The following is a 23,817-nucleotide window of genomic DNA, read 5'->3' as shown; positions in this document are numbered from 1 at the left end:
CCAAGAAAAGGAATTCCTCTCATGTCGCTGCGTCTCGGCACGTTCAACATTGAAAACCTGATGACGCGCTTCGATTTCTCCGGCTGGCGCAATCAGCTCCGGCAGGACCGCGTGCTGCGGCTCTACGACGTGCAGGACAAGGCGGTCTATCAGCAGCTCGAACAGGCCCGGATGATCGCCGAGACCGACGACACGCGGCAGCTTTCGGCGCTGGCGATCGCGGAAGCGGACGCCGACATCCTCTGCCTCCAGGAGGTCGACAGCATGCCGGCGCTGCAGGCCTTCGAATACGGCTATCTCTACCGCATGGTCGGCAACGGCTACCGCCAGAAATTCCTGGTCGAGGGCAATGATTCGCGCGGCATCGACGTCGCCGTGCTGATGCGCGAGGAAACCCGCAGCGGCGAGAAGATCGAGGTACAGGACGTGCGCAGCCACGCCATGCTGACCTATCAGGACCTCGGCCTCTTCAACGACGAACTGGCGCTCGGCAACCAGGCGCATGACAAGATCTTCAAGCGCGACTGCCTCGAACTGGAGCTGACGATCGGGGGCAAGCAGTTCTCGCTGTTCGTCGTGCATTTCAAATCCATGGGCAATGCCCGCGACGGCCAGGATGGCCGCACCGGCACGATGGCGATCCGCATGGCGGAGGCGAGGGCGGTGCGCCAGATCGTCGAACGCCGCTTCGGTAAAGGCCAGACAGCGGACAAGAATTTCGCCATCTGCGGCGACATGAACGACTATCAGGAAAAGGTGCAGGTGATCGGCACCCGCCGCGAAGGATACCGGTTCGAGCCGCGGCGCGAAGAGGTGAGTGCACTGAACGTCTTCACCGACGACGGCTTCGTGGTGAACCCGACGACGCGTCGGGATGTGATGGATCGCTGGACGCTTTACCATGCGCGCGGGCCGGAGGAGCAGCACCTCTGCCAGCTCGATTATATCTGGCTGTCGCCGGCGCTTGCTGAGCACAACCCCGATAGCGTGCCGGAAATCATCCGCGGCGGCCAACCCTATCGCACCGTCTTTCCGCCGGGACAGGAAGTGGAACGGTTTCCGCGCATCGGCTGGGACCGGCCGAAGGCATCGGACCATTGCCCCGTCGTGATGTCGCTGGAGCTTCTATGACCATCCAGGCGATCAGCGGCTGGCCTGCCGAAAATACGGTCTTCGAGGTCGATGCTTTCGATCTTTCGGTCCTGCCCGGAGCGCATCCCATCTATGTCGCGCACCGGGACGAGATCGAGGAGAACTGGGCGCGCGAAGTGGCGGCCAATCCGCATCTCTTCAACGGCCAGATGGTGCTGCAGAACAGGCTTTCGTTTCGGGACGGCGTGATCATCGGCGAGGCGCATGTCATCCCCTATTCGACGCTTCTATGGTGGCGGAGACAGCCCGATCCGACCGGCGCCTTTCACCTCTTCGGCTTCGCCGTGCCCGTTTCGTCCGATGGGGCGATCATCGCCGTCCGGATGAGCGAGAGGACCGCCAATCCCGGCCAGGTCTATTGCGCCGCCGGCTCCCTCGATCTCCTGGATATCATCGACGGCAAGCTGGATCTCGAGGCCAATATGCACCGTGAAGTGCGGGAAGAAACCGGCCTTGATCTCGCCGAAGCAAAGGCGGACCGGCAGCTCTTCGCCAGCCACGGCGGACACCGGGTTGTCGGCTTCCGCTTCTATCGATTCGACCTTACGGCGCAGGAGATGCTGGAGCGCATTGCCGACCATATGGTGCACGACGAGGAAAAGGAGATTGCCGGAGCCGTGGCGATCCGCTCGGCCGATCGAGGCGCGCATCCCTACAGCCCGTTGATGTTCCCGATTCTCGACCTGTTTTTCGGCCGGTCGATGCGCTGAACAGGGTTGCTTTGAGCCGACCGGTCGGGCAGTTTGGCGCCATCGAAAACACGGGGAGGTGTGGTTGGCCCGTCGCTACAGCATCTATGACGTCTTCACCGACAGACGACTTGCCGGCAATCCGCTGGCGGTCATTCTCGACGGAGACGACCTTGCCGACGACGAAATGCAGGCGATCTCCAGGGAGATGAATCTCTCCGAGACGGTGTTCGTTCAGCCTTCCGCGAATGCAGCCTATGCAGCTCGTCTGCGCATCTTCACGCCGGGCAAGGAGTTGCCTTTCGCCGGGCATCCGACCGTGGGAACGGCGGTTGCGCTCGCCGAACTCAATCATGGGGCCGGGCAGCCCGACATGGATCTTGTCTGCGTGCTGGAGGAAAATGTCGGCCCTGTGCGCTGCGCCGTACGGCTTCGTGCCGGCGAGGCCGGATTTGCCGAATTCGACCTGCCGAGAAGACCGGTACAGATCGAGCTTCCGCTCGACCGGCAGGGGCTGGCCGATGCGTTGAGCGTAAAATCCACGGATATCGGTTTCGAGAACCATGTCGCCTCCATCTGGAGCGCCGGCGTGCCCTTCCTGATGATTCCGCTGCACAATCTGGCGACGGTACAGAATCTCGAATTCGACACGGCACTGTGGGAAAAGGCAGCGCCGTTTGTCGAGGGATCGCTTGCCTCGGCATACGTCTATTGCCGCAGCGGCGTGAACCATCAGGCAAAGTTCCATGCCCGGATGTTCTCTCCGGACATGGGGATTTCCGAGGATCCGGCCACGGGCGCCGCCGCTGCCGCACTGTCCGGCGCGATCCGGCATTTCGATGCCCTCCCGGACGGCCATCACCCGGTGCTGGTGGAGCAGGGGGTGGAGATGGGGCGTCCGTCCTTGATCCACCTGCATATCGACGTGAAGGAGGGAGAGATCGCCAGGGCTCGCATCGGCGGCCAGGCAATCAAGGTTGCGGAAGGCACGCTCTATCTTTGAATTTCGCCGTCTTGTCGAAGATTGCGATATTGTGACGCACTAAGACTTTGAAAGTTTTCGTTTTTGCAACGCTTGTTGAGCTGCGGAGAGGTTTCCGTCGGGCGCGAGATCGGACCCGATGGATTTTTTGCCGGTCTGACGAATAATTTTCGCCGAGCCGCTGGACAAGCCGTACGATCCCCTTTATACGCCCCTCACACCGCTGGCGAGCACGCCTCGCACAGCCGGTTCTTGGGTGATTAGCTCAGTTGGTAGAGCAGCTGACTCTTAATCAGCGGGTCGTAGGTTCGAGCCCTACATCACCCACCATCTCCTCTTTTGAAGAGTTGGACGAAGACGGGCGCATGTCGCCCTGTCATCATCCGTGATCTCCAATCATGTTTCTTTTGCTCCTGCGACGGGAACTCCGGCGCCTGATTCGGCATTGGCCGCAAAACGGAAATGGGAGCGCGGTCGTGAAGCCAATTCTTTTGTTTTTGGGGAGCCTTGTTCTGCTCGTTCTGGTGTTCCTGAGCGGCGTGATCATCACCGCCAATGTGATCGCCGAACCTGAACCCCATAAGTTCGCCAATATCAACACGCCTGACCTATGGACCTCAAAGCCCAAGGCCGTTGACGCCGTCAACCAGGATTACCAGCGCCTGCCCAGTGCGACGCCTCCGGCTTCACTTGCGGCCGAAACCCGGGAAACGCCCGCTGTTCAACAGACCGCCGCGGGCGAGGCAGTTGATAATACGGTGACCGCGTCCGTCAATCCGCAGCAGCCGGCCTCAGTGCCGCAGCCGCAGGGAGAGCGGAAAGCCATGGTCGATCCCGCGCAGGCGGATTGGTGCTTCGCGCGATACAGATCCTACCGCATCGAAGACAACAGCTACCAGCCCTTGAGCGGCGGCCCCCGTCGGCAGTGCCAGGCACCAGGCGCTGCCGCGACTGAGACCGTTGCCGCCGCACCGATGCGTGATGAGCCGCAAGCCCCGCAGATACAGGACGAATTGCAGCCGCTTCCGGAGAGCCCCGCCGCGCGTGTCGATCAGCGGGCCGACGAGGGAACGGCGGGTTATGCGCAGTCGCAGGCGGTCAACACCGGCGCCCCGGCCGGATCGCACGAGGAGTGGTGTTTTGCCCGTTATCGGTCCTACCAGGCCGAGGACAACAGCTATCAACCCTTCGCCGGTGGTCCCCGCCGCCAATGCCAGTCGCCTTTCGGCTGATCTCCAATTCAGGCGGCGCGGTCGACCAGGGTCTTCGCCATCATCATATGCACGCCCTTGCAGCCGTTGACGGTTTGGGTGATTCGAAGATCGCCGGCGAGGCTGCAGAGCGTGTAGGCATCTTCCCGCGCCAGTCCGCCTTTCTCGCCGAGCAGCACGATCATGTCGCGTAGCGCCATGACGGCGCATTGGTCGAGATCCGGATCCATGCCCATGGTGATGTAATGCGTCGGCGTTTCGGCGCGGGGATAGGTGAAATCGAGATCCTCTCGAACGGTGAGCCGGAAGGTGCCGCGCAGTGCAGTTTCGATGGCGGTGATGCAGACCTCGCCGTCACCCTGGGCGCCATGGCCATCGCCGCAGGAGAACAGCGCGCCTTCGTTGAAGATCGGCAGATAGAGCGTGGTGCCGGCCACCAGTTCCTTGTTGTCGATATTGCCGGCGTGCGAACGTGGCATGATCGAGGTAATGCGGCCCCAGTTCGGCGGCGGAGCGACGCCCATGACCCCGAAGAAGGGCGCCAGCGGCAGGTCGAGACCCCAGGGCAGGCGGCCGACATTCCTCTGCTTGTCGAGCGGGATGGTGATCATCCGCGGCGTTTCGAAATCGTAGGGGAGCGTGCCGGCAAGCGGACGGATAACGTTGTAGCCCCAGTCCTGGCGCAGCTCGACATCGAGAATCTTCACCTCCAGAACCTGGCCGGGCTTGGCGCCTCGCACGGCGACCGGCCCGGTCAGGATATGGCCCTGCATGATCGGCCGGCAGTTTTCGTGAATTTCGAGATGTTCGGGAAGGATGGTGAACCCTTCCTTGGGCAGAACTTCCGCAGGGCCGGATACAGAATCGATCACCACCGTGTCGCCGCTGTCGATGGTCAGCACCGGCTCCCGGGCCGCATCGAAATAACCCCAGGCGCAGGTTTTGGAAGAGGCGGCGACGTGATGTTTCATGAGCTGGCTCGCTTGTCTGATCAGGGGGGAGACTAGCCGATTTTACGTTGCATGCCAGTGCGCAAATCGAGGCCGGCTTGTTGGCCGCGCTTTGCCGGATGAGCCGTTCTCACATTCTTCTGGCTCACAGCGTTCCCGCCGTCTCCGGCCTCGTCGCGGCTATGCGGCGTTCGGTCTGGCGCAGGCAGAGCGATAGGATTAGGCCGAGGCCCGTTGCTGCGGCGATGTAGAACGGCGCGCCCTGCCAGCCGGACGCCGCAACGATCGAGGCGAGCAGCATCGGTCCGAAGACCTGGCCGATATTGGACCCCTGCATGACGAAGCCGCTGAACGTTCCGACGAGGTCGCGGCGCGGCGCATAGACGGGCAGCGACCCCATGATGGTGGCCGGCAGCACGCCGCCGGACACCGCGTAGAGCACCGAGGCCCCATAGCGTATCCAAAGCGGGAAGCTGTGGCCGAAGACGACGAAGGCGGTGAGTGTCAGCATGACGCAAGGGGCGGCGATCAGCACCCAGCGCGGCGCGCCCCAACGGGCGAAGATGCCGCCGACTACGTTGCCGACGCCGTTCGCGAGCACTGCGAGCGCGGTCATGATGGATGCAGCCGTCAGACCCGTTCCCATTTCCTCGATCAGCAGCGTCGGCAGGAAGCCGAAGACGGACATGAAGCTTGCGCTGTAAGCGGCAAAAATTCCCGACAGTATCCAGGACATCGGTCTGGAGGCTGTGAGGCTGACGGCCGTCAGCAGCGAGGTTGTCGGATGTCCCGTAGGCTGCGGCTTCGGCACCCTCATCGCCAGCAGCGCAACCATCGGGATGACGCTGAGCATGGCGGCGAAAACCCATGAGCCCTGCCAGCCGAAGCTCGGCAGCAGGAAGGGTGAGATCATCATCATCACCGCCACGCCGACCGGCATCCAGATCCCCCAGAGCGCAAAGGCAAGGCCGGTGTCGCGCAGCTCGACGGAAGCAGCAATCAGGCCGGGGGCGGCGACCGAGACCATGATGAGGCCGACGCTTTCGAGCACGCGGCTGGCGAAGATCACGGTTTCAGAATGGGTGAGGGCGCCGATCACGCTGCCGGCGATCAGCAGGGCAAGGCCGAGAACCATGGCGCGGCGATGGGTCAGGTAGTCGGTGAAACGGCCGATCAGGATGCCGCAGGCGGCGCCGAGAGCGCTTGAAAGCCCCATCAGCCAGCCGGCGGCCACGAGGTCGATGCCGAGCTCGGAGCGCAGCAGGGGGATGGCGGGCGGCACCTTGCCCACATGTAGGGCAGCGGCGATACCGCCCAGAACAGCGATTGTGACGTGTCCCCAACGAGTCATGCTGTCGGTATTCCATTCATCGAACAAACGTCCGAGCGCTTTATCATCCTCGCACGTGCCGAGGCATAAATTCCTTCGCGGAGGGCATGATTTCTCGGCTTGCGCAGCAAACGATGAAAGGACTTGCCTTCTCGGGCGACGCCTCGCTGGGACGGTGATACTCAGTCGCAAGACGCCGGCCGCCAGTCAGTCCGTCGCCGTACAGTAAGCCAAAGCTAACTCGCCTTGCGCATCTGCTCGCGGCTTTCCTCGACCTTGAGGTTCTGAACAAGCTTGGCGAGCCAATCGACGAAGACCCGCACCTTGTTGGAGAGGTGGCGGGTCTGCGGATAGACGATGTAGAGGGGCAGGGATCCGCACTGCCAGTCGGAGAGCACTTCGACAAGTTCGCCCTTCTCCACCGCCTCCCTGACCATGAAGCGCGGCGCCTGCACGATGCCCATGCCGGATATGGCAGCGTTCACATAAGTGCGAGAGTCGTTGACTGAGACTACGTAACGGGGGGTGATTTCCACGTTTTCGTCGTCGCGATGGAATTCCAGCGGCCTCACCCGGCCGGACTGGGCATTCAGGTAACCGACGGCCAGATGGTCTTCCTGCAGGTCCTGCGGGCGTTCGGGCGCGCCGAAATTGCGGATGTAGAGCGGTGCCGCATAGGCGGACATGCTGATCTCGCCGACCTTGCGGGCAATCAGCGACTGGTCGGTCGGGGTGCCGGCGCGCAGCGCGCAATCGACGTTTTCGGCGATATAATCGACCAGCCGGTCGCCGACCCCGATATCGAGCCTGATCTGGGGAAAACGCTTATGGAAGTCGCATAAATTCGGAATGACCAGCAAATCGGCAAAGGCGCCGGCCATTTCGACCCGTAGCCTCCCGGACGGCTGCCTCTGCGAATTCGACATGCTGCCGTCGAGTTCGTCGAGCTCGGAGAGTATCTGCATCGCCCGTTCATAATAGAGCGCGCCATCGGTCGTCACCATCACCTTGCGGGTCGTCCGGTTGAGCAGCGTCGTGCGCAGATGGCTCTCGAGGCTCTGGACGAGATTGGTGACCGTCGTCTTGGGCATGTTGAGGGTCGCTGCAGCCCGGGTGAAATTGCCGGTTTCCACGACGCGGACGAACACGCGCATTGCCGAAAGCTGATCCATTGTCCTGATTCCTGCTGCGCCGCAACATTGTTCCGAAATATGGAATAGTGTTGTCGAATGCCGTGAGCTTGTGTGTTTTAAGCCGAATAATAATATCAGGTTCAAGATTGACGGCAAGTACCCCGCTTTTACTAGGGGTTTGTCCGAGGATTTTTCAATGACCGCGCAGTGGGAAAACATCGCATTTGACAAGTCGGCAATGCCGGCTGTGCCGATGCGTGTCTATGAAGGAGCAGCTAAGGCTAAGGCTCCGCCGCTGGTTCTTTATCTGCGAGGCGGGGCGTTTCTCAATGAGGAGCGCGGCGAAAACGAACGTCCAGTTGCAAAAGCACTGGCCGAGTCCGGGGCCGTGGTACTCGAAGCTGACTATAGCAGCGTCTCGCAGAACATGTTTCCGCAAGCGATGGAATGCGCTTTTGCGGCGCTTCAGTGCCTGGCCGGCCGGCGCAAGCAGTTCGGCAGCGCGAAGTCCCTGCTTTTTGTCGCGGGTGACGAGGCGGGCGGCAATGTCGCGGCAGGCGTGGCGCTGAAGGCGCGCGACCTGATGCCGGGCGAACTGAGCGGCCAGATCCTGCTGTCGCCGATGATCGACCCGATGATGACGACGCAATCCTTCCGCAAGGCCGACGAAATCGGCATGGGCGAACGTTGGGCGGAGGGCTGGAGCCATTATCTCGGCTCCCATTGCGGGTTCCAGCATCCTTATGCGGCGCCCTGCCTCTGTTCGCGGCTTTCGGGTGTCGCGCCGGCTCTCATCGTGACATCGGAAGACGATCCGTTGCGCGATGAAACGCTCGGTTATGCGGCGCGTCTGAGCGAGGCCGGCGTTTCGGTCAGGCGGAAGATTTTCCCGGCCAGCTGTGGCTGGACGGGCATTTACAGAGAAGGCGACGGCGAGTGGATGACAGCACTTTGTGCCGAGTTCACTGATTTCGTCAAAGAATTAAGTTCGAAACATAGCATATTTGAAGGTAAATAACGGCCAGCTCCCAAGGCCGTAAGGAGACTACAGATGACATCGAAGATCAAAAGCTGGGCCCTTTGGGGCACTGGACTGAGCACGGCTGCACTGATCGCCGGCGCTTCGGTCTATCTCGATCTGCCGCAGGGCGCCCACGCCGCGTCTGCGACGGCAGCTGCTGCGGCGCCGGCCGTCCCCGTGACGGTCGCCACCATCCAGCCGCGCAATGTTTCCACCTGGCAGGAATTCTCCGGGCGGTTGGAAGCCGTCGACCGCGTCCAGATCCGGCCGCGGGTCGCCGGCACCATCCAGTCGGTGCATTTCCGCGAAGGCGGGTTGGTGAAGCAGGGCGACCTGCTCGTCAGCATCGATCCGGAGCCCTATCAGGCTGCGGTCGCTCAGGCCGAAGGCCAGGTGGCCTCGGCGCAGGCGAGGGTCGAACTTGCCAATACCGAACTCGATCGCGGCAAGAACCTCGTTTCCAAGAATACCATTTCGCAGAGCGATCTTGCCCAGCGCCAGAGCGCCCAGAGCGAGGCCCTCGCCAACCTCCAGTCGGCGAAGGCGACCTTGAAGACGGCCCAGCTCAATCTCGACTATACCGAGATCCGGGACACCGATCGCCGGCCGGGCCGGCAGGCTGGAAATCACCGTCGGCAATCTGGTGGCGGCAGGTTCCGCGTCCGCCCCGCTGACGACGCTGGTTTCCGCCGATCCGATCTATGCGAGCTTCGACGCCGGCGAGGAACTGGTGTCACGCACGCTCGCCGACCTTCCGCTCGTCGACGGCGCGCCTGATATTGCACAGGTACCGGTCGAGGTGAGCACGCTCGCCGGCAAGGACACTCCGATCCGCGGCAAGCTGCAGCTCATCGACAATGAAGTGAATGCCTCGAGCGGCACGATCCGCGTGCGCGCCGTCTTCGACAATCCCGGTGGCAAGCTGATCCCCGGCCAGTTCGTGCGGGTCCGCATGGGCCAGCCGAAGGCACAGGATCACCTGATGGTCAGCGAAAAGGCCGTCGGCACCGATCAGGACAAGAAGTTCGTCTTCGTGGTCGATGCGGCCAATACCGTTGCGTACCGGCAGGTGGAGCTGGGCACGGCGGTGGACGGCATGCGGATCGTCGAAAAGGGCCTTAATCCGGGCGACCGGATCGTCGTAAACGGGTTGCAGCGGATTCGTCCGGGCGCCGTTGTCCAGCCCGAGGAAGAGGCGAAGGTCGCCAACAAGTAATGCTCTGAGCGGCGGCTAGTCCGCCGCTTTCCAACACTCATCCAGTTCCGGTTCGTGGAGCTTGCGGCCTTGTCGGCCGCGAGCCGGGGCCGTTTCGCCTCTTGTTCAACCCCGGAGAGAGGGCTTTGACATGAATATTTCCAGGTTTTTCATCGACAGACCGGTCTTTGCGGCCGTGCTGTCGATCCTTATCGTGGTCGCAGGCCTGATCGGCATGCGGTCGCTGCCGATTTCCGAATATCCCAATGTGGTCCCGCCGTCGATCGTCGTGCGCGCCACTTATCCAGGCGCCAACCCTACCGTCATCGCCGAAACCGTGGCGACACCGCTCGAGGAGCAGGTCAACGGCGTCGAGGACATGCTCTACATGTCGAGCCAGGCGACGTCCGACGGCGTGCTGACGCTGACTGTGACGTTCAAGCTGGGCACCGACCCCGACAAGGCGCAGCAGCTGGTGCAGAACCGCGTCAGCCAGGCGGAACCGCGCCTGCCGGCGGAAGTGCGTGCGCTCGGGGTTACGACTGTCAAGAGCTCGCCCGACTTCATCATGGTCGTCAATCTCGTCTCCGACACCGATCGCTACGACATCACCTATCTGCGCAATTACGCGACGCTGAACGTCAAGGACCGGCTCACCCGCATCCAGGGCGTCGGGCAGGTTCAAGTCTTCGGCGCCGGCGACTATTCGATGCGCGTGTGGATCGATCCGCAGAAGGCGGCCGAACATTCGCTCGCTGCAAGCGACATCTCGAATGCGATCCGTAGCCAGAACGTCCAGGCCGCCGCCGGCATCATCGGCGCATCGCCGAGCCGGCCGGGTGTCGAGCTGCAGCTCAACGTGAATGCCCAGGGCCGCCTGCGCACTCCGGAGGAGTTCGGCAACATCATCGTCAAGAGCGGCGAAAACGGCGAGATCACGCGGTTGCGCGACGTTGCCCGTATCGAGCTCGGCGCGGCCGACTACACCCTGCGCTCGCTGCTTGACGGCCAGCCGGCGGTCGCCGTTGCCGTACTTCAAGCGCCCGGTTCCAACGCGATTGAAATCGCTGATAACGTCCGTGCGACGATGGACGAACTTCAGAAGGCGATGCCGGAAGGTGTCAAATACGAGATCGTCTACGATACGACCAAGTTCGTGCGCGCCTCGATCGAGAAGGTCATCGAGACCCTGCTTGAAGCGATCGCGCTCGTCGTTCTCGTCGTCATCCTCTTCCTCCAGACATGGCGGGCATCGATCATCCCGCTGATCGCCGTTCCCGTCTCGATCATCGGCACGTTTGCGGTCATGTACGCATTCGGCTTCTCGATCAACGCGCTGACGCTGTTCGGGTTGGTGCTGGCGATCGGTATCGTCGTCGACGACGCGATCGTCGTGGTCGAAAACGTCGAGCGCAATATCGAGAACGGCTTAAGTCCGCGTGATGCGACCTACAAGGCCATGAAGGAAGTCTCCGGCCCGATCATTGCGATCGCGCTGGTGCTGGTCGCGGTCTTCGTGCCGCTCGCCTTCATCAGCGGCCTGTCCGGCCAGTTCTACCGGCAGTTCGCGCTGACGATCGCCATTTCGACCGTCATCTCGGCGATCAACTCGCTCACCCTGTCGCCGGCGCTGGCAGCCCTTCTGCTGAAGGACCACCACGCCAAGAAGGACTTGCTGACGCGGTTCATGGACGCGATCCTGGGCTGGTTCTTCCGCGGCTTCAACCGCGCCTTCGGAGCCGCCTCGAACGGCTACGGACGCACGGTCGGTGGTCTGCTTTCCCGCAAGAGCCTGGTGATGATCATCTACTTCGCGCTTGTGGCGATGACCTACAGCATGTTCAACGCGGTGCCGAGCGGTTTCGTGCCTGCGCAGGACAAGCAGTACCTGATCGGTTTCGCTCAGCTTCCTGACGGTGCAACCCTCGACCGCACGGAAGAGGTGATCAAGCGGATGAGCGACATCGCCCTGGAACAGCCTGGCGTCGAGCACGCCATCGCGTTCCCAGGCTTGTCGATCAACGGCTTCACGATCGGCTCGAACGCCGGCATCGTCTTCGCGGTGCTCGACGATTTCGAGAAGCGCGAGACGCCGGAGCTTTCGGGTGGTGCCATCGCCATGGCGCTGAACCAGAAATATGCCGGCATCCAGGATGCGTTCATCGCCATGTTCCCGCCGCCGCCGGTCAACGGCCTCGGAACGACGGGCGGGTTCAAGCTGCAGATCGAGGATCGTGCCGGCCTGGGCAACCAGACGCTCGACGAGGCCACCAAGGCGGTTATCGCCAAGGCCTACCAGACGCCGGAACTCGCGGGCATCTTCTCGAGCTTCCAGATCAACGTGCCGCAGCTCTATGCCGATCTCGACCGCGCCAAGGCCGAGCAGCTCGGAGTGTCGGTAACCGACGTCTTCGAAACGCTGCAGGTCTATCTGGGTTCGCTCTATGTCAACGACTTCAACGCCTTCGGCCGCACCTACAGCGTCCGGGTGCAGGCGGATGCGCAATTCCGCTCAAAGCCGGAAGATATCGGCCAGTTGAAGGTCCGTTCGCAGTCCGGCCAGATGATCCCGCTTTCGGCCCTGCTGAAGGTGGACGCGCAGACAGGTCCAGAACGCACGACCCGCTACAACGGCTTCCTCTCCGCCGATGTCAACGGTGGCCCGGCACCGGGCTTCTCGTCAGGCCAGGCTCAGGCTGCGATCGAAAAGATCATGGCAGAGACCCTGCCTTCCGGGATCGACTACGAATGGACGGACCTGACCTACCAGCAGATCCTCGCCGGCAATTCCAGCATCGTGGTCTTTCCGCTGGCGCTGCTGCTCGTCTATCTCGTGCTCGCTGCCCAATATGAAAGCCTGACGCTGCCGATCGCGATCATCATGATCGTGCCGATGGGTGTGCTTGCTGCCTTGGCCGGGGTGTGGCTCACCGGTGGAGACAACAACATCTTCACCCAGATCGGGCTCGTGGTCCTTGTGGGTCTCTCGGCGAAGAACGCGATCCTGATCGTGGAATTCGCCCGGGAACTGGAGTTTGAGGGCAGGACGCCGTTCCAGGCCGCGGTCGAGGCAAGCCGTCTGCGCCTGCGTCCGATCCTGATGACGTCGATGGCCTTCATCATGGGTGTCGTGCCGCTGGTCGTCTCGACCGGTGCGGGTGCGGAAATGCGCGCCGCCATGGGTATCGCCGTGTTCTCCGGCATGATCGGAGTGACATTCTTCGGCATCTTCATGACACCGGTCTTCTACATGCTGGCACGTTTGCTTACCGGCAGCCGCCCCCTGCGGCAGCACGGTACGGAGGAGGCGGCTCCCGCTCTCTCTCCAGCGGAGTAAGGTCTACCTCCGGCGCCGCGCGGGTTCTTTCCACCGGGAACCCGCGCGGTATTTTTGTGTCTAGAGGGCACCGCCGTCGATAATGATTGTCTGGGCCGTCATGGCCGCGGAGGCATTCGAGGCAAGGAACAGGCAGGGGCCGATAAGGTCTTCAGCCACCAGCACCCGCTTCAGGGACTGGCGCGCGACCATTGCCGTAATGCTGTCGTCATTCAGCCAGAGCTTTTTCTGCCGTTCGGTGACGATCATGCCGGGCAGGATGGCGTTGACGCGGATATTCTCCGGCCCGAGCTTCCCGGCGAGGCTTTTGGTCAGGCCGATGATCCCGGCCTTGGCGGTCGCATAGGCGGGCAGCCCGCCCATGTTGAGCAGATAGGCGATCGAGGAGAAATTGACGATCGCGCCGCTGCCGGCCTTGCGCAGGTGCGGGACCGCCGCCTGCGAGACGAAGAACATCTGCTTGATATTGATCGCCTGGGCATTGTCCCAATATTCCTCGGTGACCGTCTCGAATTCGTGGCGGTCGTCCCAGCCGGCATTGTTGACCAGCACCGACAGCGACGCGAGTTCCTGCGCAGCCCTGTCGACGGCGGCTTTCGTCTCCGCGACGTTGCGCAGATCAGCTTTCAGGTAGAGGACCGGATGCCTGGCGGTCTTGGAAAGGCGTTCTGCCAATTCGCGGCTGGGTTCGTCCGCGATATCGAGGAACGCGACCCTTGCTCCCTGTGCCGCAAAACCTTCCACCAATGCGGCGCCGATGCCGGACCCGCCGCCGGTGATCAGCACGCCGCGATCGGCAAGATCCGCATGCCTTACGGAAATTTCGGCCAAAACATCCTCCCTGTCCGGCGTGGTCGCCAAGTTCTATCGCTTCGATGCGGGAAGACAAGGATGCACGACAAACTCTCGCCATGTGGGTACGCAATGGTCTCGCGATGACCATTGCGACAGGAATAGCCGCCGGCGTCGGGCTGGGCACGGTGCTCGGGACAGCCGTCTTCGACAATATCGGCATCGGTGTTGCCGTGGGGATCGCGATCGGCGTTGCCCTGTCTCAATTCCTGCGTTCCCGATCGAAATAGCCCGAACGAGATCACCGGTTCCTTGCCGGCAATTGCCTTTCGGCATCGTTGCATTTACTCGGAATGCGGCAGTTCCGGCCATCTTCCGAGTCGGAATCCGACGCTAAAGGAACTTTCCGTGCCTCTTCCCGCCGCCGATCTCTCCCTTCCCGAAAAAACCTATGCTGCTTTCCTGTTCGACATGGACGGCACGATCCTGAATTCGATCGCATCCGCCGAACGCGTCTGGGGACGCTGGGCGGCGAAGATGGGTTTCGACGTGGAGGCATTCCTGCCGACCATGCATGGCAAGCGCGGGATCGACACGATCAGCGCATTGAACCTGCCGGGCATCGATCCGGCCGTCGAAGCCGAGGGCATCCTGCGCGGCGAGATCGAGGATGTCGAAGGGGTGGTGCCGATCCCGGGCGCGGTGGAATTCCTCTCCGCGCTGCCTCCGGAGCGCTGGGCGATCGTCACGTCATCGCCGATCGAACTCGCCAAAGTGCGGCTTGCCGCGGCCGGCATTCCGCTGCCGCGCTATATGGTGACTGCTGAGGACGTCACCGTCGGCAAGCCCAATCCGCAAGGTTATATCCTGGGCGCGGAACGTCTCGGCGTCAGCCCGTCGGACGTGCTGGTATTCGAGGACGTGCCGGCCGGCATCCAGGCGGGCGAGGCGGCGGGGGCCGACGTCATGGTCATCACCGCCACCCATGCCCATCCGATCGAAACCGGGCATTCGAAAATACCCGGCTATCTCGATGTGGTGCCGCATATCGGCGAGGACGGACGGCTTTCGGTTCGCCGCAAGGATTGAGTGTCAGGCAGGCCGGGCCGACGCCCGCATGATGCTGATTGTTGCGAGCCAAAGCACGACGCCGAGGCCGAGCAGGCAGGCAGCGATCAGATACTGAACCGGATCGCGGCCCGTCCAGGGGCCGGCGAGGAAGGTACAGGAGATCGCACCGAGTACCGGCAGGATGGTCGGCGTGCGAAAATGCTTGTGATCGACAGTGTCCTTGCGCAGCACCAGCACTGCGATATTGACGATCGCAAAGACGCACAGAAGAAGCAGTGCCGTCGTACCGCCGAGCGCCGGAACACCGCCGGCAAACAGGATCAGCGCGACCGCCAGCAGCGATGTGAAACCGATCGCGATATAGGGCGTGCGACGGCCCGAATGGACCTTGCCGAGCACCTGCGGCAGAACCCCCTCGCGGCTCATGCCGTAGATCAGTCGGCTCGCCATCATCATGTTGATCAGCGCGGAATTGGCCACTGCGAACATGGTGATGACCGCGAAGATGCCGATCGGGAAACCCGGTGCGCCGGCCTGCACGACCTTCAGCAGCGGCGTTTCGCCCTGGCCGAGTTCACTGGCCGGTACCAGCGTGATCGCCGAGATCGCCACCAGGACATAGATCAGGCCCGTTATCGCCAGGCCGGTCAGCAGCACCCTGGGGAACATCCGGCTTGGCTCCTTGCATTCCTCGGCCATGTTGACCGAGTCCTCGAAGCCGACCATGGCGAAAAAGGCGAGGGTGGTGGCCGCAATGACGGGCCAGAAGACACCGCCGTTGTTGGGCGCCGCAAAGGTCCAGGCGCGGGAAACGTCGCCCTGACCGCCGGCGATGGCCCATAAGCCGATGCCGATGATGATCAGCAGGCCGGTCAGTTCGACCACGGTCAGCAGCACGTTCATCTTGACGCTTTCCCCGACACCCCTGAAGTTGATGGCGGCAACCAGAGCGATGAAACCGACCGCGATCAGCGGTACGCCCCAGGCACCGAGATCGAGGCTGAGCGAGGTCGCGAAGTTGGCGGCGAAGGCACGCGATGCGGTCGCCGCCGAGGTAATGCCCGACGACATCACCGCAAAGGCCACCAGGAAGGTCACGAAATGGATGCCGAAAGCCTTGTGGGTGTAGAGCGCGGCGCCGGCAGCTCGGGGATATTTCGTGACCAGTTCGAGATAGCTGAAGGCGGTGAGGAGGGCGACGACGAAGGCGATCAGAAACGGCAGCCAGACCACTCCTCCGACCTGCTTGGCCACCTGGCCGGTCAGGGCATAGATGCCCGTGCCGAGAATATCCCCTACGATGAACAGCAGCAGCAATCCGGGCCCCATGACCCGGTGGAGTTCCGTCTTCTGTTCGCCCAATTCCGCGACCGGCTCTTTCATAAGCTCCTCCTGATATTGTCGATTCCCTCCGGCAGATCGTTCAATGGGAACAAGCGCCGGTTGTTCCCGAAAAAATAGGGGTTTCAAATCGTTCCGTCCCAAGCCAAGGGCGCAACGCAAAATCCTCATTAAAACTTGCACTCGGTGCAAATATATCCTAAGTGTAAGGGTGTGGGCGCTGCACTGCACAATTCTGCAGCGGATATACGCGTTTTTCTCGAACCGGGTTCCCATGCCTTGGAATTGCCATGCGGGCTGTGAAGGTCGGCGGAATACTCGATTGCATTTTCAAACCGGTGAGTCTCTGACCATGACAGCAGATGCCGCATTCTCCGATTTCCTGCATTTCTTCCGTTCCTGGATCAGCAATCCATTGCGGGTTGCGGCGGTGGCGCCTTCGGGGGATTCGCTCGCGCGGCTGATGACCCAGGAGATCGCTCCCCTCGATGGGCCGGTCATCGAACTCGGTCCGGGCACCGGCGTGTTCACCCGCGCGCTGCTGGCGCGCGGCGTTGCCCAATCCGACCTTACCCTGATCGAATACGGTCCGGAATTCGTTCCCGGCCTGCAGCGGCGGTTTCCGGAAGCGCGGGTTCTGCAGATGGACGCGGCAAAGCTCGCCCATGAAGATATTTTCGAGGGGGAACCGGTCGGCGCGGTCATCAGCGGCTTGCCGCTGCTCTCCATGTCACCGCGAAAGATTACCGCGATCCTCGGCGGCGCCTTTACCTATATCCGTCCGGGCGGTTCGTTCTATCAGTTCACCTATGGGCCGCGCTGCCCGGTGCCACGGCCGATCCTCGACCGGCTGGGTCTGAAGGCCGTCCATATCGGCCACACCGTGCGCAACCTGCCACCGGCTGCCGTATACCGGATTTCCCGCCGCAAGCCACTGGACCTGACGCGAGAGCGTTCCAGGTATCGTGCCGAGGCAGACGCCGGTCCGGTCCACAATGCCGACGAAGCGGGCGGCTGAACAAAATCGGATGCAATGACCAGCACGACTGATGGCGCCAAGGAAGGCCGGCGGGAGCTCAAGCGCCGGCAAACCCGGCAACGCATCGAGGAAGCGGCGATGAGCCTGTTCCTCGAGCAAGGTTTCGATGCCACGACCATCGAGGAAATTGCCGAACGGGCCGAGGTTTCGAAACGCAGTTTCTTCGACTATTTCCCGTCCAAGGAAGAGGTCGTGTTCGCCTGGCAGGACGGTTTTGCCGACCATCTGATGGCGGCGATCGCGTCCCGGCCAGCGGACGAGCCGGCGGTCAAGGCCGTGCAACACGGCCTCGTCAGCGCCATCGTCTCGGCAGCCGACGAAAGAGCGATGGCTCTCGGAGAACTGATCCGCCGCACGCCGGCGTTGAAAGCCCGCGACCAGCTCAAATATGCCAAGCTCGAGCTGAAGCTCACGGAAGCGCTGAAGGCTCGAAGCCGGAGCGACGAGGAGCGGCTGCGCGTGCGACTGCTCGCCGCTGTGGTCATAGGCGCCTTGCGGACGGCCGGAGAACTCTGGAACGAACAGCAGCCGGGCACTTCGCTCGAAACCTTCGCGCATCAGTTCTTCGGCGATTTCTGGAAGACGCTTGCCGATTTCGGCAACGAGGGGCAGGGGCGCTGATCAGATTAGGCTGAGCGTCGCCGCGGCGAGCACGACGTAGCGTAGCGCCTTGCCGATGAACACCAGGATCAGGAAGGTCGGCAGCGGTTCCTTGAGCACGCCGGCCGCGACCGTGATGGCGTCACCGCCAATCGGCAGCCAGCTCAGCAAGAGCGACCATTTTCCGTATTTTCGATACCAGGCCTGCGCCTTGTCCAGTTTTTCCTCGCTGACCGGAAACCAGCGGCTGTCGCGAAATCGCTCGACGCCCCGACCGAGCAGCCAGTTGACCGCAGCGCCCGCCGTATTGCCGACCGAGGCAACCAACAGCAGGCCGACGAGCGAATACCGGTCGGCCAGGATAAGCCCGACCAGGATCGCTTCCGACTGCATCGGAAAGATCGTGGCGGCGATGAAGGCGGCGGAGAACAGCCCTGCATAGGCGGCGAAATCGAACATGATGGAGAGCTATAGCGGAGCCAATGAAAAAGGGCGGATGAAAAATCCGCCCTTTTGATTTCGTGACAAGGAGCCTCAGGCCTGGCTTGGGCGCTCGCCGTCGCCGACGGTCTTTTCGCCGGTGGCTTCGGCCTGCGCCTTGTGGCGGGTGCGCCAGTCGCCAAGGAAGAGCAGGATCGGCGCTGCGATGAAGACCGACGAGAGCGCTGCGACCGCGATACCGAAGACCATCGGCACTGCGAAGCTTTCCACCGCGCTGCCACCCCAGATCGCCATCGGCAACAGGGCCAGGAAGGCAGTTGCCGAGGTATAGAGGCTTCGGGCGAGCGTTTCGTTGATCGACAGGTCGATGACGTCGCGCAACGACATCTTCTTGTAGAGCCGCATGTTTTCACGCATGCGGTCGTAGACGACGACCTTGTCGTTGACGGAATAACCGACCAGCGTCAGCAATGCCGCGATAGCCGTCAGGTTGAAGTCGAGACCGGTCAGAGCGAAGAAGCCGACCGTCTTCGTCACGTCGAGGACGAGCGTCGCGATCGCGCCGACGGCGAACGGCCATTCGAAGCGTGCCCAGATGTAGATCATCATGGCGATCGAGGCGAGGCCGACCGACAGGAAGCCGGCGGTGGCAAGCTCGCCGCTGACCTTCGGGCCGACGACTTCGGTGCGTTCCACCTTGGCGGTCTGGTCGATCTTGGTGATCTCCGCCTTCAGTTTTTCGACGGCTTCCGTCTGGGCCTGTTCGCCGCCGGGCTGGCGCTCGACGCGGACAAGCACGCGGTTTTTGCCGCCGAATTCCTGCAGGGCCACTTCGCCGAGGCCAAGTTCTCCAAGGCCCGAGCGGAAGGCTGCAAGGTCGGTCTGTTGCGTGGTGGTGACTTCCATCTGGATGCCGCCGCGGAAGTCGACGCCATAGTTGAGGCCCGGCGTGAAGAACAGCACGACCGAGGCGATCGACAGGATGACCGAGACGCCGATGCCGAGGAAACGGCCCTTCATGAAGTGGATATGGGTGCCGTCCGGAACGAGCTTGATCGGCAGCAGCGGCCTGATGTCGATCTTCTTCAGCTTCTTGCGGGCGGTGATGAACACCATCGCGACGCGAACGACCGACACGGCCGTGAACATCGAGATCATGATGCCGAGGCCCATGGTGACGGCGAAACCGCGCACCGGACCGGAGCCGAACCAGAAGAGCAGGACCGTGGCAATCAGGCTGGTGACGTTACTGTCGACGATTGTCGAATAGGCGCGCTTGAAGCCCGCGTCGATCGCCGCAAAGGCGCTGCGGCCCTTGCGCGTCTCTTCCTTGATGCGTTCGTTGATGAGGACGTTGGCGTCCACCGCAAGGCCGATGCCGAGTACGACGCCGGCGATGCCGGGCAAGGTCAGCGTCGAGCCGATCAGCGTCAGGCCGGCGAAGGTCAGGATGACGTTGATGAACAGCGCGACGTTGGCGAGGATGCCCCAGGTGCCGTAGAGAAACAGCATGAAGGCGACCACCAGGCCGAAACCGATGATGCCGGTGAAAATGCCCATCTCGATGGCATCGGCGCCGAGGTCGGCACCGACTGTGCGTTCCTCGATGACGGTCAGCTTGGCGGGCAGGGCGCCGGCGCGCAGCAGCGCAGACAGCGTGTTGGCTTCCGAAACCGAGAAGCCGCCGGAGATCTGGCCCGAACCGCCGGTGATCGGCGTGCGGATAACCGGAGCGCTGAGAACCTTGTTGTCGAGCACGATCGCGAAGGGACGGCCGACATTCTGCTGTGTGATCTGCGCGAAGCGGTTGGCGCCGGCGCTGTCGAAGCGGAAGTTGACGACCGGTTCGGTGGTCTGCTGGTCGAAGGCGGCGCGGGCATCCGTCAGGCGGTCGCCGGACAGTTCCACGCGGTCGAGGACCGGATACTGGTTGCCGCTCTCGTCGGCGAGCATGGTGACGCCGGCCTCGCCCTGCTGGCCGAGCAGATGGAAGCTCATCTTGGCGGTTGAGCCGAGGAGCTGGCGAAGCCGGGACGGATCCTGCTCGCCCGGAAGCTGCACGAGGACGCGGTCCGAACCGACCCGCTGGATGGTCGGCTCGGCGACGCCGACCTGGTCGACGCGCTGGCGGATGATTTCAAGGCTCTGCTCGACAGCCGCGGTGATGTGCGAGTTGATGCCGGCTTCCGTCTGGGCGATCGAGATCGTGTTGTCGGTCGGCGTGGTGATCGCGAGATCGCTGCCGCCGACGCTCGTGCCGAGGCCGATCGGGTTGGCGAGCGTCTGGAGTTCCGTCACGGCTGCATCGCGCTGGGCCGCGTCACGCACCGCAACGGTGATCGTATCGCCGGACCGGCGGATCGCCGAAGTGTTGATGTTCTTGTCGCGCAGCACGCGGCGGGCGTCCTGCAGCAGGCTCTGGATGCGTTCGTTGATCAGGTCGGGACGGTCCACCTCGAGCACGAGATGCGAGCCGCCGCGCAGGTCGAGGCCGAGTGCCACGCGGCTATGCGGCAGCCACGACGGCATGCGGTCGAGCGCCGACTGGGGAATCACGTTCGGTAGGGCGACCAGAATGCCGAGAATGATGATGACGGCATAGCTCGCCACCAACCATGGGGAATTTCTCATATGTTTAATCCTGCTGGGCCCGAGCCTCGCTCTGTCGAGCGGCTGGGGCAGAATGCTGATGTCGTTCAAGCGCTTGGCGCGCGATATCTCAGACGCGGGCCGGCGGCGCGCGCGGCAGCGAACCATGCCAGAACGGGGAGGCTGCCGGATGGGAAGACGGTTTCGGGGTGAAGGCCGGGGCGAAGACCGGGAAAGTGATCTCGATGGCGCGGGCTTCCAGCGCACCGCCGCCGGTGTGCCAATGGGCGCCTGTCGCGTCCTTGCGGTCCATGGCCGCCAGTGCGCGCAAAGGCTCGCGCTTGGTCAGGTGTGGAGTGTCGCTGGTCCTGTCGGCCGAAAGAATGCCGCGGGGGAATTGGACGTCCTTGACGACGCTCGAGAGCAGGCCGAACAGGGCGGCGATCAGCAGAGCGGCGGCAAAGACCGGCCAGCGCGACAGGTGGCTTTCCTGTTCGCGTCGGTCTCTCGTCCGCTTGTCCTGCGGAAACAGCGCCATCCGCATCAGCTCCGGAGCGTTAAAAATCCCGAAGTCTTTGCTTCGGAACGGAATGCCGCCTTCTAAAGGAGAGGTTCGAGGCGGTCAATCTCCAGTAGGCCGGCAGCGTAACGGCAGATTGCGGCGGCATTTGCGCCGATCAAAGCATTGCGGTCTGAAATCTGCGCTTTTACGGATCTGCCCGCGTGAGGCCAACAAGAGGCAGCTCTATTTGTGGATCGGGTCCTTCCACAGGACTTCCTCCGGCTTCTCGATCGGTTCGATGTCGAGATTGACGACCACCGGGTCCTGGCCTGAGCGACAGAGGACGCATTCCAAAGTCTCGTCCGGGCTGGCATTGATCTCCTGGTGCGGCACATAGGGTGGCACGTAGATGAAATCGCCGGGGCCGGCTTCCGCCACGAATTCCAGGTTGTCGCCCCAGCGCATCCGCGCTTTTCCCTTCAGCACATAGATGATGCTTTCGAGATCGCCGTGGTGATGGGCGCCGGTCTTGGCGTTGGCATGGATCGTCACCGTGCCGGCCCAGATCTTCTCGGCGCCGGCACGGGCATTGTTGATCGCGGTCGCGCGGTTCATGCCGGGGGTTTGGGCGGTATTGGGATCGAGCGAATTGCCGGGAATGACTTTCACGCCGTGCTCGCGCCAATCGACGTTGGAATGACCGTCATGGTCATCGTCATGAGGGTGGTGATGATCGTCGTGGCTATCGCTCAAGATCGTTACTCATTGACTAGGACGGGGCTCACCAACTCTTGCGAGTAGGGGGTCCGCGAGCCCCTGACCGGCGTCATGCCGGCTGGAGGCCACGTAGCTTTGCTCGACGAACATGATCAATGGGAACATCCCGAATGTCAAAGACTTGGTAAGGAAAGAATGACTTTCCTGTTTCAGATCGACGCACCGTTACGCGCCGATGGCCCCTGTAGCCTCTCCTGCGCGAGCGGCGGATCGAGCCGCCGCTTGCCGGTTGCACCGCGGATCGAGTCGCGAACACCGTCAAGGTTCGTGGGTGAAGGAGCCTTAAACGCCCTGGATGAGCGGCAGGACTTCAACGGAGCCCTGGTAGATCATGTCGAGGGACACATAAACGATGACGGCAAGGCCGACATAGGCGATCCAGCGGAAGCGGGACAGGAGTTTGGCGACGAAGTTGGCCGCCACGCCCATCAGCGCGATCGAGATGATCAGGCCGAGGATCAGCACTATGGAATGCTCCTTGGCGGCGCCGGCGACGGCGAGCACATTGTCGAGCGACATGGAGACATCGGCGACGACGATCTGGGTGGCGGCCCGGAAAAAGGTCTTGTTGGCGGCCTTTTGCTTCGCTTCGGCGGCCGCATGTGCGTCGTCGCTGTGGCCTTCGCGCAGTTCGCTCCACATCTTCCAGCAGACCCAGCCGAGCAGCAGGCCGCCCGCAAGCTGGAGCCCCTTGATCGCCAGAAGATAGGTGGCGACCACCGCAAACACGAGGCGGAGCACGGTGGCGGCGGAAATGCCGAAGATGATCGCTTTTCTGCGGAGTGCGGCTGGAAGACCGGCGGCAGCCAGGCCGATGACGATGGCGTTATCGCCGGAAAGAACGAGGTTAATGGCAACGACCTCAAGAAGAGCCGCAAAGCCACCTGCGGTGAAGAGTTCCATCATGAAGCGTCAACCTGAACCGGGAGTAGATCGAAGGGATGAGACTATGCTGATCTTCCAGCGACGTTTAATGCGGATTGGTACAGAATATTTCCAGGCGCTTGGCAAGCGCATTTTGCGTTCCGTCAAATGGCATAGTCCGTTATCGAAGCCTGATTTCGCCCCGGGGAGAAGGCAGGTTGTTCGGGTAGTAGCTTTCATCCGCTCTACCTCCACTTGCCGCGACTCACCTGCCTCCTATATGGCCTCACGGCGGAGCGGGTCCCCAACCTGCCACTCACGGCGCGGAGATTTTTTCGCCTGGGGATGCTGTGGGGGCAGGCGTCCAAAGGATGAAGGAGACGTTGATGGCGCAGAAGGCCGTTGTGCTTGTCGTCGAGGATGAACCGCTGATCCGCTTCACCACGCTCGATGCGCTGGAGGAAGTCGGGCATCTCGTACTGGAAGCCGGCAATGCCGACGAGGCGATGGTGCTGTTCCGCAACCGTGAGGACATCGACATTGTCTTCACAGACGTCAACATGGCCGGCTCCATGGACGGCATTCAGCTTGCTCAGCGTATCCGCGCCATCCGCCCGAGCATCGGCATCATCATCACGTCGGGCGTTGTCAGCCTCGATCCGATGCTTCTGCCGACCAACACGGTGTTCCTGCCGAAACCCTATCAGCACGACCTGCTGTTGTCCTCTATCCACGAGATGATGCCGGGCTGAACATTGGTGGGCCGAAGACGGCTCGCAGGAACCAAGTGGCATGGCTTCC

General features: G+C 62.4%; 21 protein-coding genes, 1 tRNA gene and 1 pseudogene. 13 read left to right on the top strand and 10 right to left on the bottom strand.

Annotation, left to right across the window (positions count from 1 at the left end; all coding sequences use genetic code 11):
- Positions 1-21 precede the first annotated feature (21 nt).
- The 5 genes from ACZ9EJ_RS08160 to ACZ9EJ_RS08140 all read left to right on the top strand — a co-directional run bounded on the left by ACZ9EJ_RS08160 (position 22) and on the right by ACZ9EJ_RS08140 (position 4,055).
- Positions 22-1,131, top strand: a complete 1,110-nt coding sequence (locus ACZ9EJ_RS08160) for an endonuclease/exonuclease/phosphatase family protein (protein WP_046640314.1) — start codon at positions 22-24, stop codon at positions 1,129-1,131.
- Positions 1,128-1,862 (top strand): DNA mismatch repair protein MutT, encoded by a 735-nt coding sequence (locus ACZ9EJ_RS08155; protein ID WP_046640313.1) that lies wholly within the window; start codon positions 1,128-1,130, stop codon positions 1,860-1,862. The genes ACZ9EJ_RS08160 and ACZ9EJ_RS08155 overlap by 4 nt, the downstream gene beginning before the upstream one ends.
- Before the next feature lie 64 nt (positions 1,863-1,926).
- The gene (locus ACZ9EJ_RS08150) at positions 1,927-2,844 is read left to right on the top strand and encodes a PhzF family phenazine biosynthesis protein (RefSeq protein WP_046640312.1); all 918 of its coding nucleotides are present in this window, start codon (positions 1,927-1,929) and stop codon (positions 2,842-2,844) included.
- Positions 2,845-3,077: 233 nt separating this feature from the next.
- Positions 3,078-3,153, top strand: a tRNA-Lys gene (locus ACZ9EJ_RS08145).
- A 146-nt stretch (positions 3,154-3,299) separates the two neighbouring features.
- The gene (locus ACZ9EJ_RS08140) at positions 3,300-4,055 is read left to right on the top strand and encodes a BA14K family protein (protein WP_251089722.1); all 756 of its coding nucleotides are present in this window, start codon (positions 3,300-3,302) and stop codon (positions 4,053-4,055) included.
- An 8-nt stretch (positions 4,056-4,063) separates the two neighbouring features.
- On the opposite strand, the gene ACZ9EJ_RS08135 is transcribed toward ACZ9EJ_RS08140, so the two are convergent.
- The 3 genes from ACZ9EJ_RS08135 to ACZ9EJ_RS08125 form a co-directional block, all read right to left on the bottom strand.
- Positions 4,064-5,005 carry an acetamidase/formamidase family protein gene (locus tag ACZ9EJ_RS08135; RefSeq protein ID WP_046640310.1) on the bottom strand — a complete coding sequence of 314 codons (942 nt, stop codon included), beginning with the start codon at positions 5,003-5,005 and terminating at the stop codon, positions 4,064-4,066.
- 124 nt (positions 5,006-5,129) lie between these two features.
- The gene (locus ACZ9EJ_RS08130) at positions 5,130-6,335 is read right to left on the bottom strand and encodes an MFS transporter (RefSeq protein WP_251089723.1); all 1,206 of its coding nucleotides are present in this window, start codon (positions 6,333-6,335) and stop codon (positions 5,130-5,132) included.
- 215 nt (positions 6,336-6,550) lie between these two features.
- Complete coding sequence (locus ACZ9EJ_RS08125) at positions 6,551-7,486, bottom strand: LysR family transcriptional regulator (RefSeq protein WP_046640309.1); 936 nt, start codon at positions 7,484-7,486, stop codon at positions 6,551-6,553.
- A gap of 157 nt (positions 7,487-7,643) precedes the next feature.
- Between ACZ9EJ_RS08125 and ACZ9EJ_RS08120 the strand changes: the two genes are divergently transcribed.
- The 3 genes and pseudogenes from ACZ9EJ_RS08120 (at position 7,644) to ACZ9EJ_RS08110 (ending at position 13,000) form a co-directional block, all read left to right on the top strand.
- Entirely contained in the window at positions 7,644-8,465 is an 822-nt protein-coding gene (locus ACZ9EJ_RS08120; protein WP_046626475.1) for an alpha/beta hydrolase fold domain-containing protein, read from the top strand.
- A gap of 33 nt (positions 8,466-8,498) precedes the next feature.
- A pseudogene (locus ACZ9EJ_RS08115) lies at positions 8,499-9,684 on the top strand (efflux RND transporter periplasmic adaptor subunit).
- Between the two features lie 130 nt (positions 9,685-9,814).
- Positions 9,815-13,000, top strand: coding sequence for an efflux RND transporter permease subunit (locus tag ACZ9EJ_RS08110; RefSeq protein ID WP_046626471.1), 3,186 nt, complete (start codon positions 9,815-9,817; stop codon positions 12,998-13,000).
- A gap of 60 nt (positions 13,001-13,060) precedes the next feature.
- Here ACZ9EJ_RS08110 and ACZ9EJ_RS08105 read toward each other — a convergent pair whose 3' ends face one another.
- Complete coding sequence (locus ACZ9EJ_RS08105; RefSeq protein ID WP_046640307.1) at positions 13,061-13,831, bottom strand: SDR family NAD(P)-dependent oxidoreductase; 771 nt, start codon at positions 13,829-13,831, stop codon at positions 13,061-13,063.
- A 104-nt stretch (positions 13,832-13,935) separates the two neighbouring features.
- On the opposite strand from ACZ9EJ_RS08105, the gene ACZ9EJ_RS08100 reads away from it, so the two are divergent.
- Both ACZ9EJ_RS08100 and ACZ9EJ_RS08095 read left to right on the top strand, forming a co-directional pair.
- Positions 13,936-14,082 (top strand): glycine zipper domain-containing protein, encoded by a 147-nt coding sequence (locus ACZ9EJ_RS08100; RefSeq protein ID WP_251089724.1) that lies wholly within the window; start codon positions 13,936-13,938, stop codon positions 14,080-14,082.
- 118 nt (positions 14,083-14,200) lie between these two features.
- Positions 14,201-14,881, top strand: coding sequence for an HAD-IA family hydrolase (locus ACZ9EJ_RS08095; RefSeq protein WP_046640379.1), 681 nt, complete (start codon positions 14,201-14,203; stop codon positions 14,879-14,881).
- Positions 14,882-14,884: 3 nt separating this feature from the next.
- Here the strand turns inward: ACZ9EJ_RS08095 and ACZ9EJ_RS08090 are convergent, their stop codons facing one another.
- A complete protein-coding gene (locus ACZ9EJ_RS08090) occupies positions 14,885-16,246 on the bottom strand; it encodes an APC family permease (RefSeq protein WP_046640306.1) in 1,362 nt (453 codons plus the stop codon).
- 310 nt (positions 16,247-16,556) lie between these two features.
- Here ACZ9EJ_RS08090 and ACZ9EJ_RS08085 point away from each other — a divergent pair, with 310 nt between their 5' ends.
- Both ACZ9EJ_RS08085 and ACZ9EJ_RS08080 read left to right on the top strand, forming a co-directional pair.
- Positions 16,557-17,222: a class I SAM-dependent methyltransferase gene (locus ACZ9EJ_RS08085; RefSeq protein ID WP_046626831.1), complete on the top strand. Its 666-nt coding sequence runs from the start codon at positions 16,557-16,559 to the stop codon at positions 17,220-17,222.
- 15 nt (positions 17,223-17,237) lie between these two features.
- Positions 17,238-17,864: a TetR family transcriptional regulator gene (locus ACZ9EJ_RS08080; protein WP_046640305.1), complete on the top strand. Its 627-nt coding sequence runs from the start codon at positions 17,238-17,240 to the stop codon at positions 17,862-17,864.
- On the opposite strand, the gene ACZ9EJ_RS08075 is transcribed toward ACZ9EJ_RS08080, so the two are convergent.
- The 5 genes from ACZ9EJ_RS08075 to ACZ9EJ_RS08055 form a co-directional block, all read right to left on the bottom strand.
- The gene (locus ACZ9EJ_RS08075) at positions 17,865-18,302 is read right to left on the bottom strand and encodes a YqaA family protein (RefSeq protein WP_046640304.1); all 438 of its coding nucleotides are present in this window, start codon (positions 18,300-18,302) and stop codon (positions 17,865-17,867) included.
- A gap of 75 nt (positions 18,303-18,377) precedes the next feature.
- The gene (gene secD, locus ACZ9EJ_RS08070; RefSeq protein WP_046640303.1) at positions 18,378-20,915 is read right to left on the bottom strand and encodes a protein translocase subunit SecD; all 2,538 of its coding nucleotides are present in this window, start codon (positions 20,913-20,915) and stop codon (positions 18,378-18,380) included.
- 88 nt (positions 20,916-21,003) lie between these two features.
- Positions 21,004-21,411, bottom strand: coding sequence for a hypothetical protein (locus ACZ9EJ_RS08065; protein WP_251089725.1), 408 nt, complete (start codon positions 21,409-21,411; stop codon positions 21,004-21,006).
- A 207-nt stretch (positions 21,412-21,618) separates the two neighbouring features.
- The gene (locus tag ACZ9EJ_RS08060; protein ID WP_046626459.1) at positions 21,619-22,128 is read right to left on the bottom strand and encodes a cupin domain-containing protein; all 510 of its coding nucleotides are present in this window, start codon (positions 22,126-22,128) and stop codon (positions 21,619-21,621) included.
- Positions 22,129-22,434: 306 nt separating this feature from the next.
- Complete coding sequence (locus ACZ9EJ_RS08055) at positions 22,435-23,055, bottom strand: YjbE family putative metal transport protein (protein ID WP_046640378.1); 621 nt, start codon at positions 23,053-23,055, stop codon at positions 22,435-22,437.
- 347 nt (positions 23,056-23,402) lie between these two features.
- On the opposite strand from ACZ9EJ_RS08055, the gene ACZ9EJ_RS08050 reads away from it, so the two are divergent.
- Complete coding sequence (locus tag ACZ9EJ_RS08050; RefSeq protein WP_046640301.1) at positions 23,403-23,768, top strand: response regulator; 366 nt, start codon at positions 23,403-23,405, stop codon at positions 23,766-23,768.
- Positions 23,769-23,817 lie beyond the last annotated feature (49 nt).

Source organism: Neorhizobium sp. USDA 3394 (assembly GCF_056280385.1).
The sequence above is the reverse complement of the archived record's forward strand: the minus strand, read 5'-3'. Positions and strand labels throughout refer to the sequence as shown.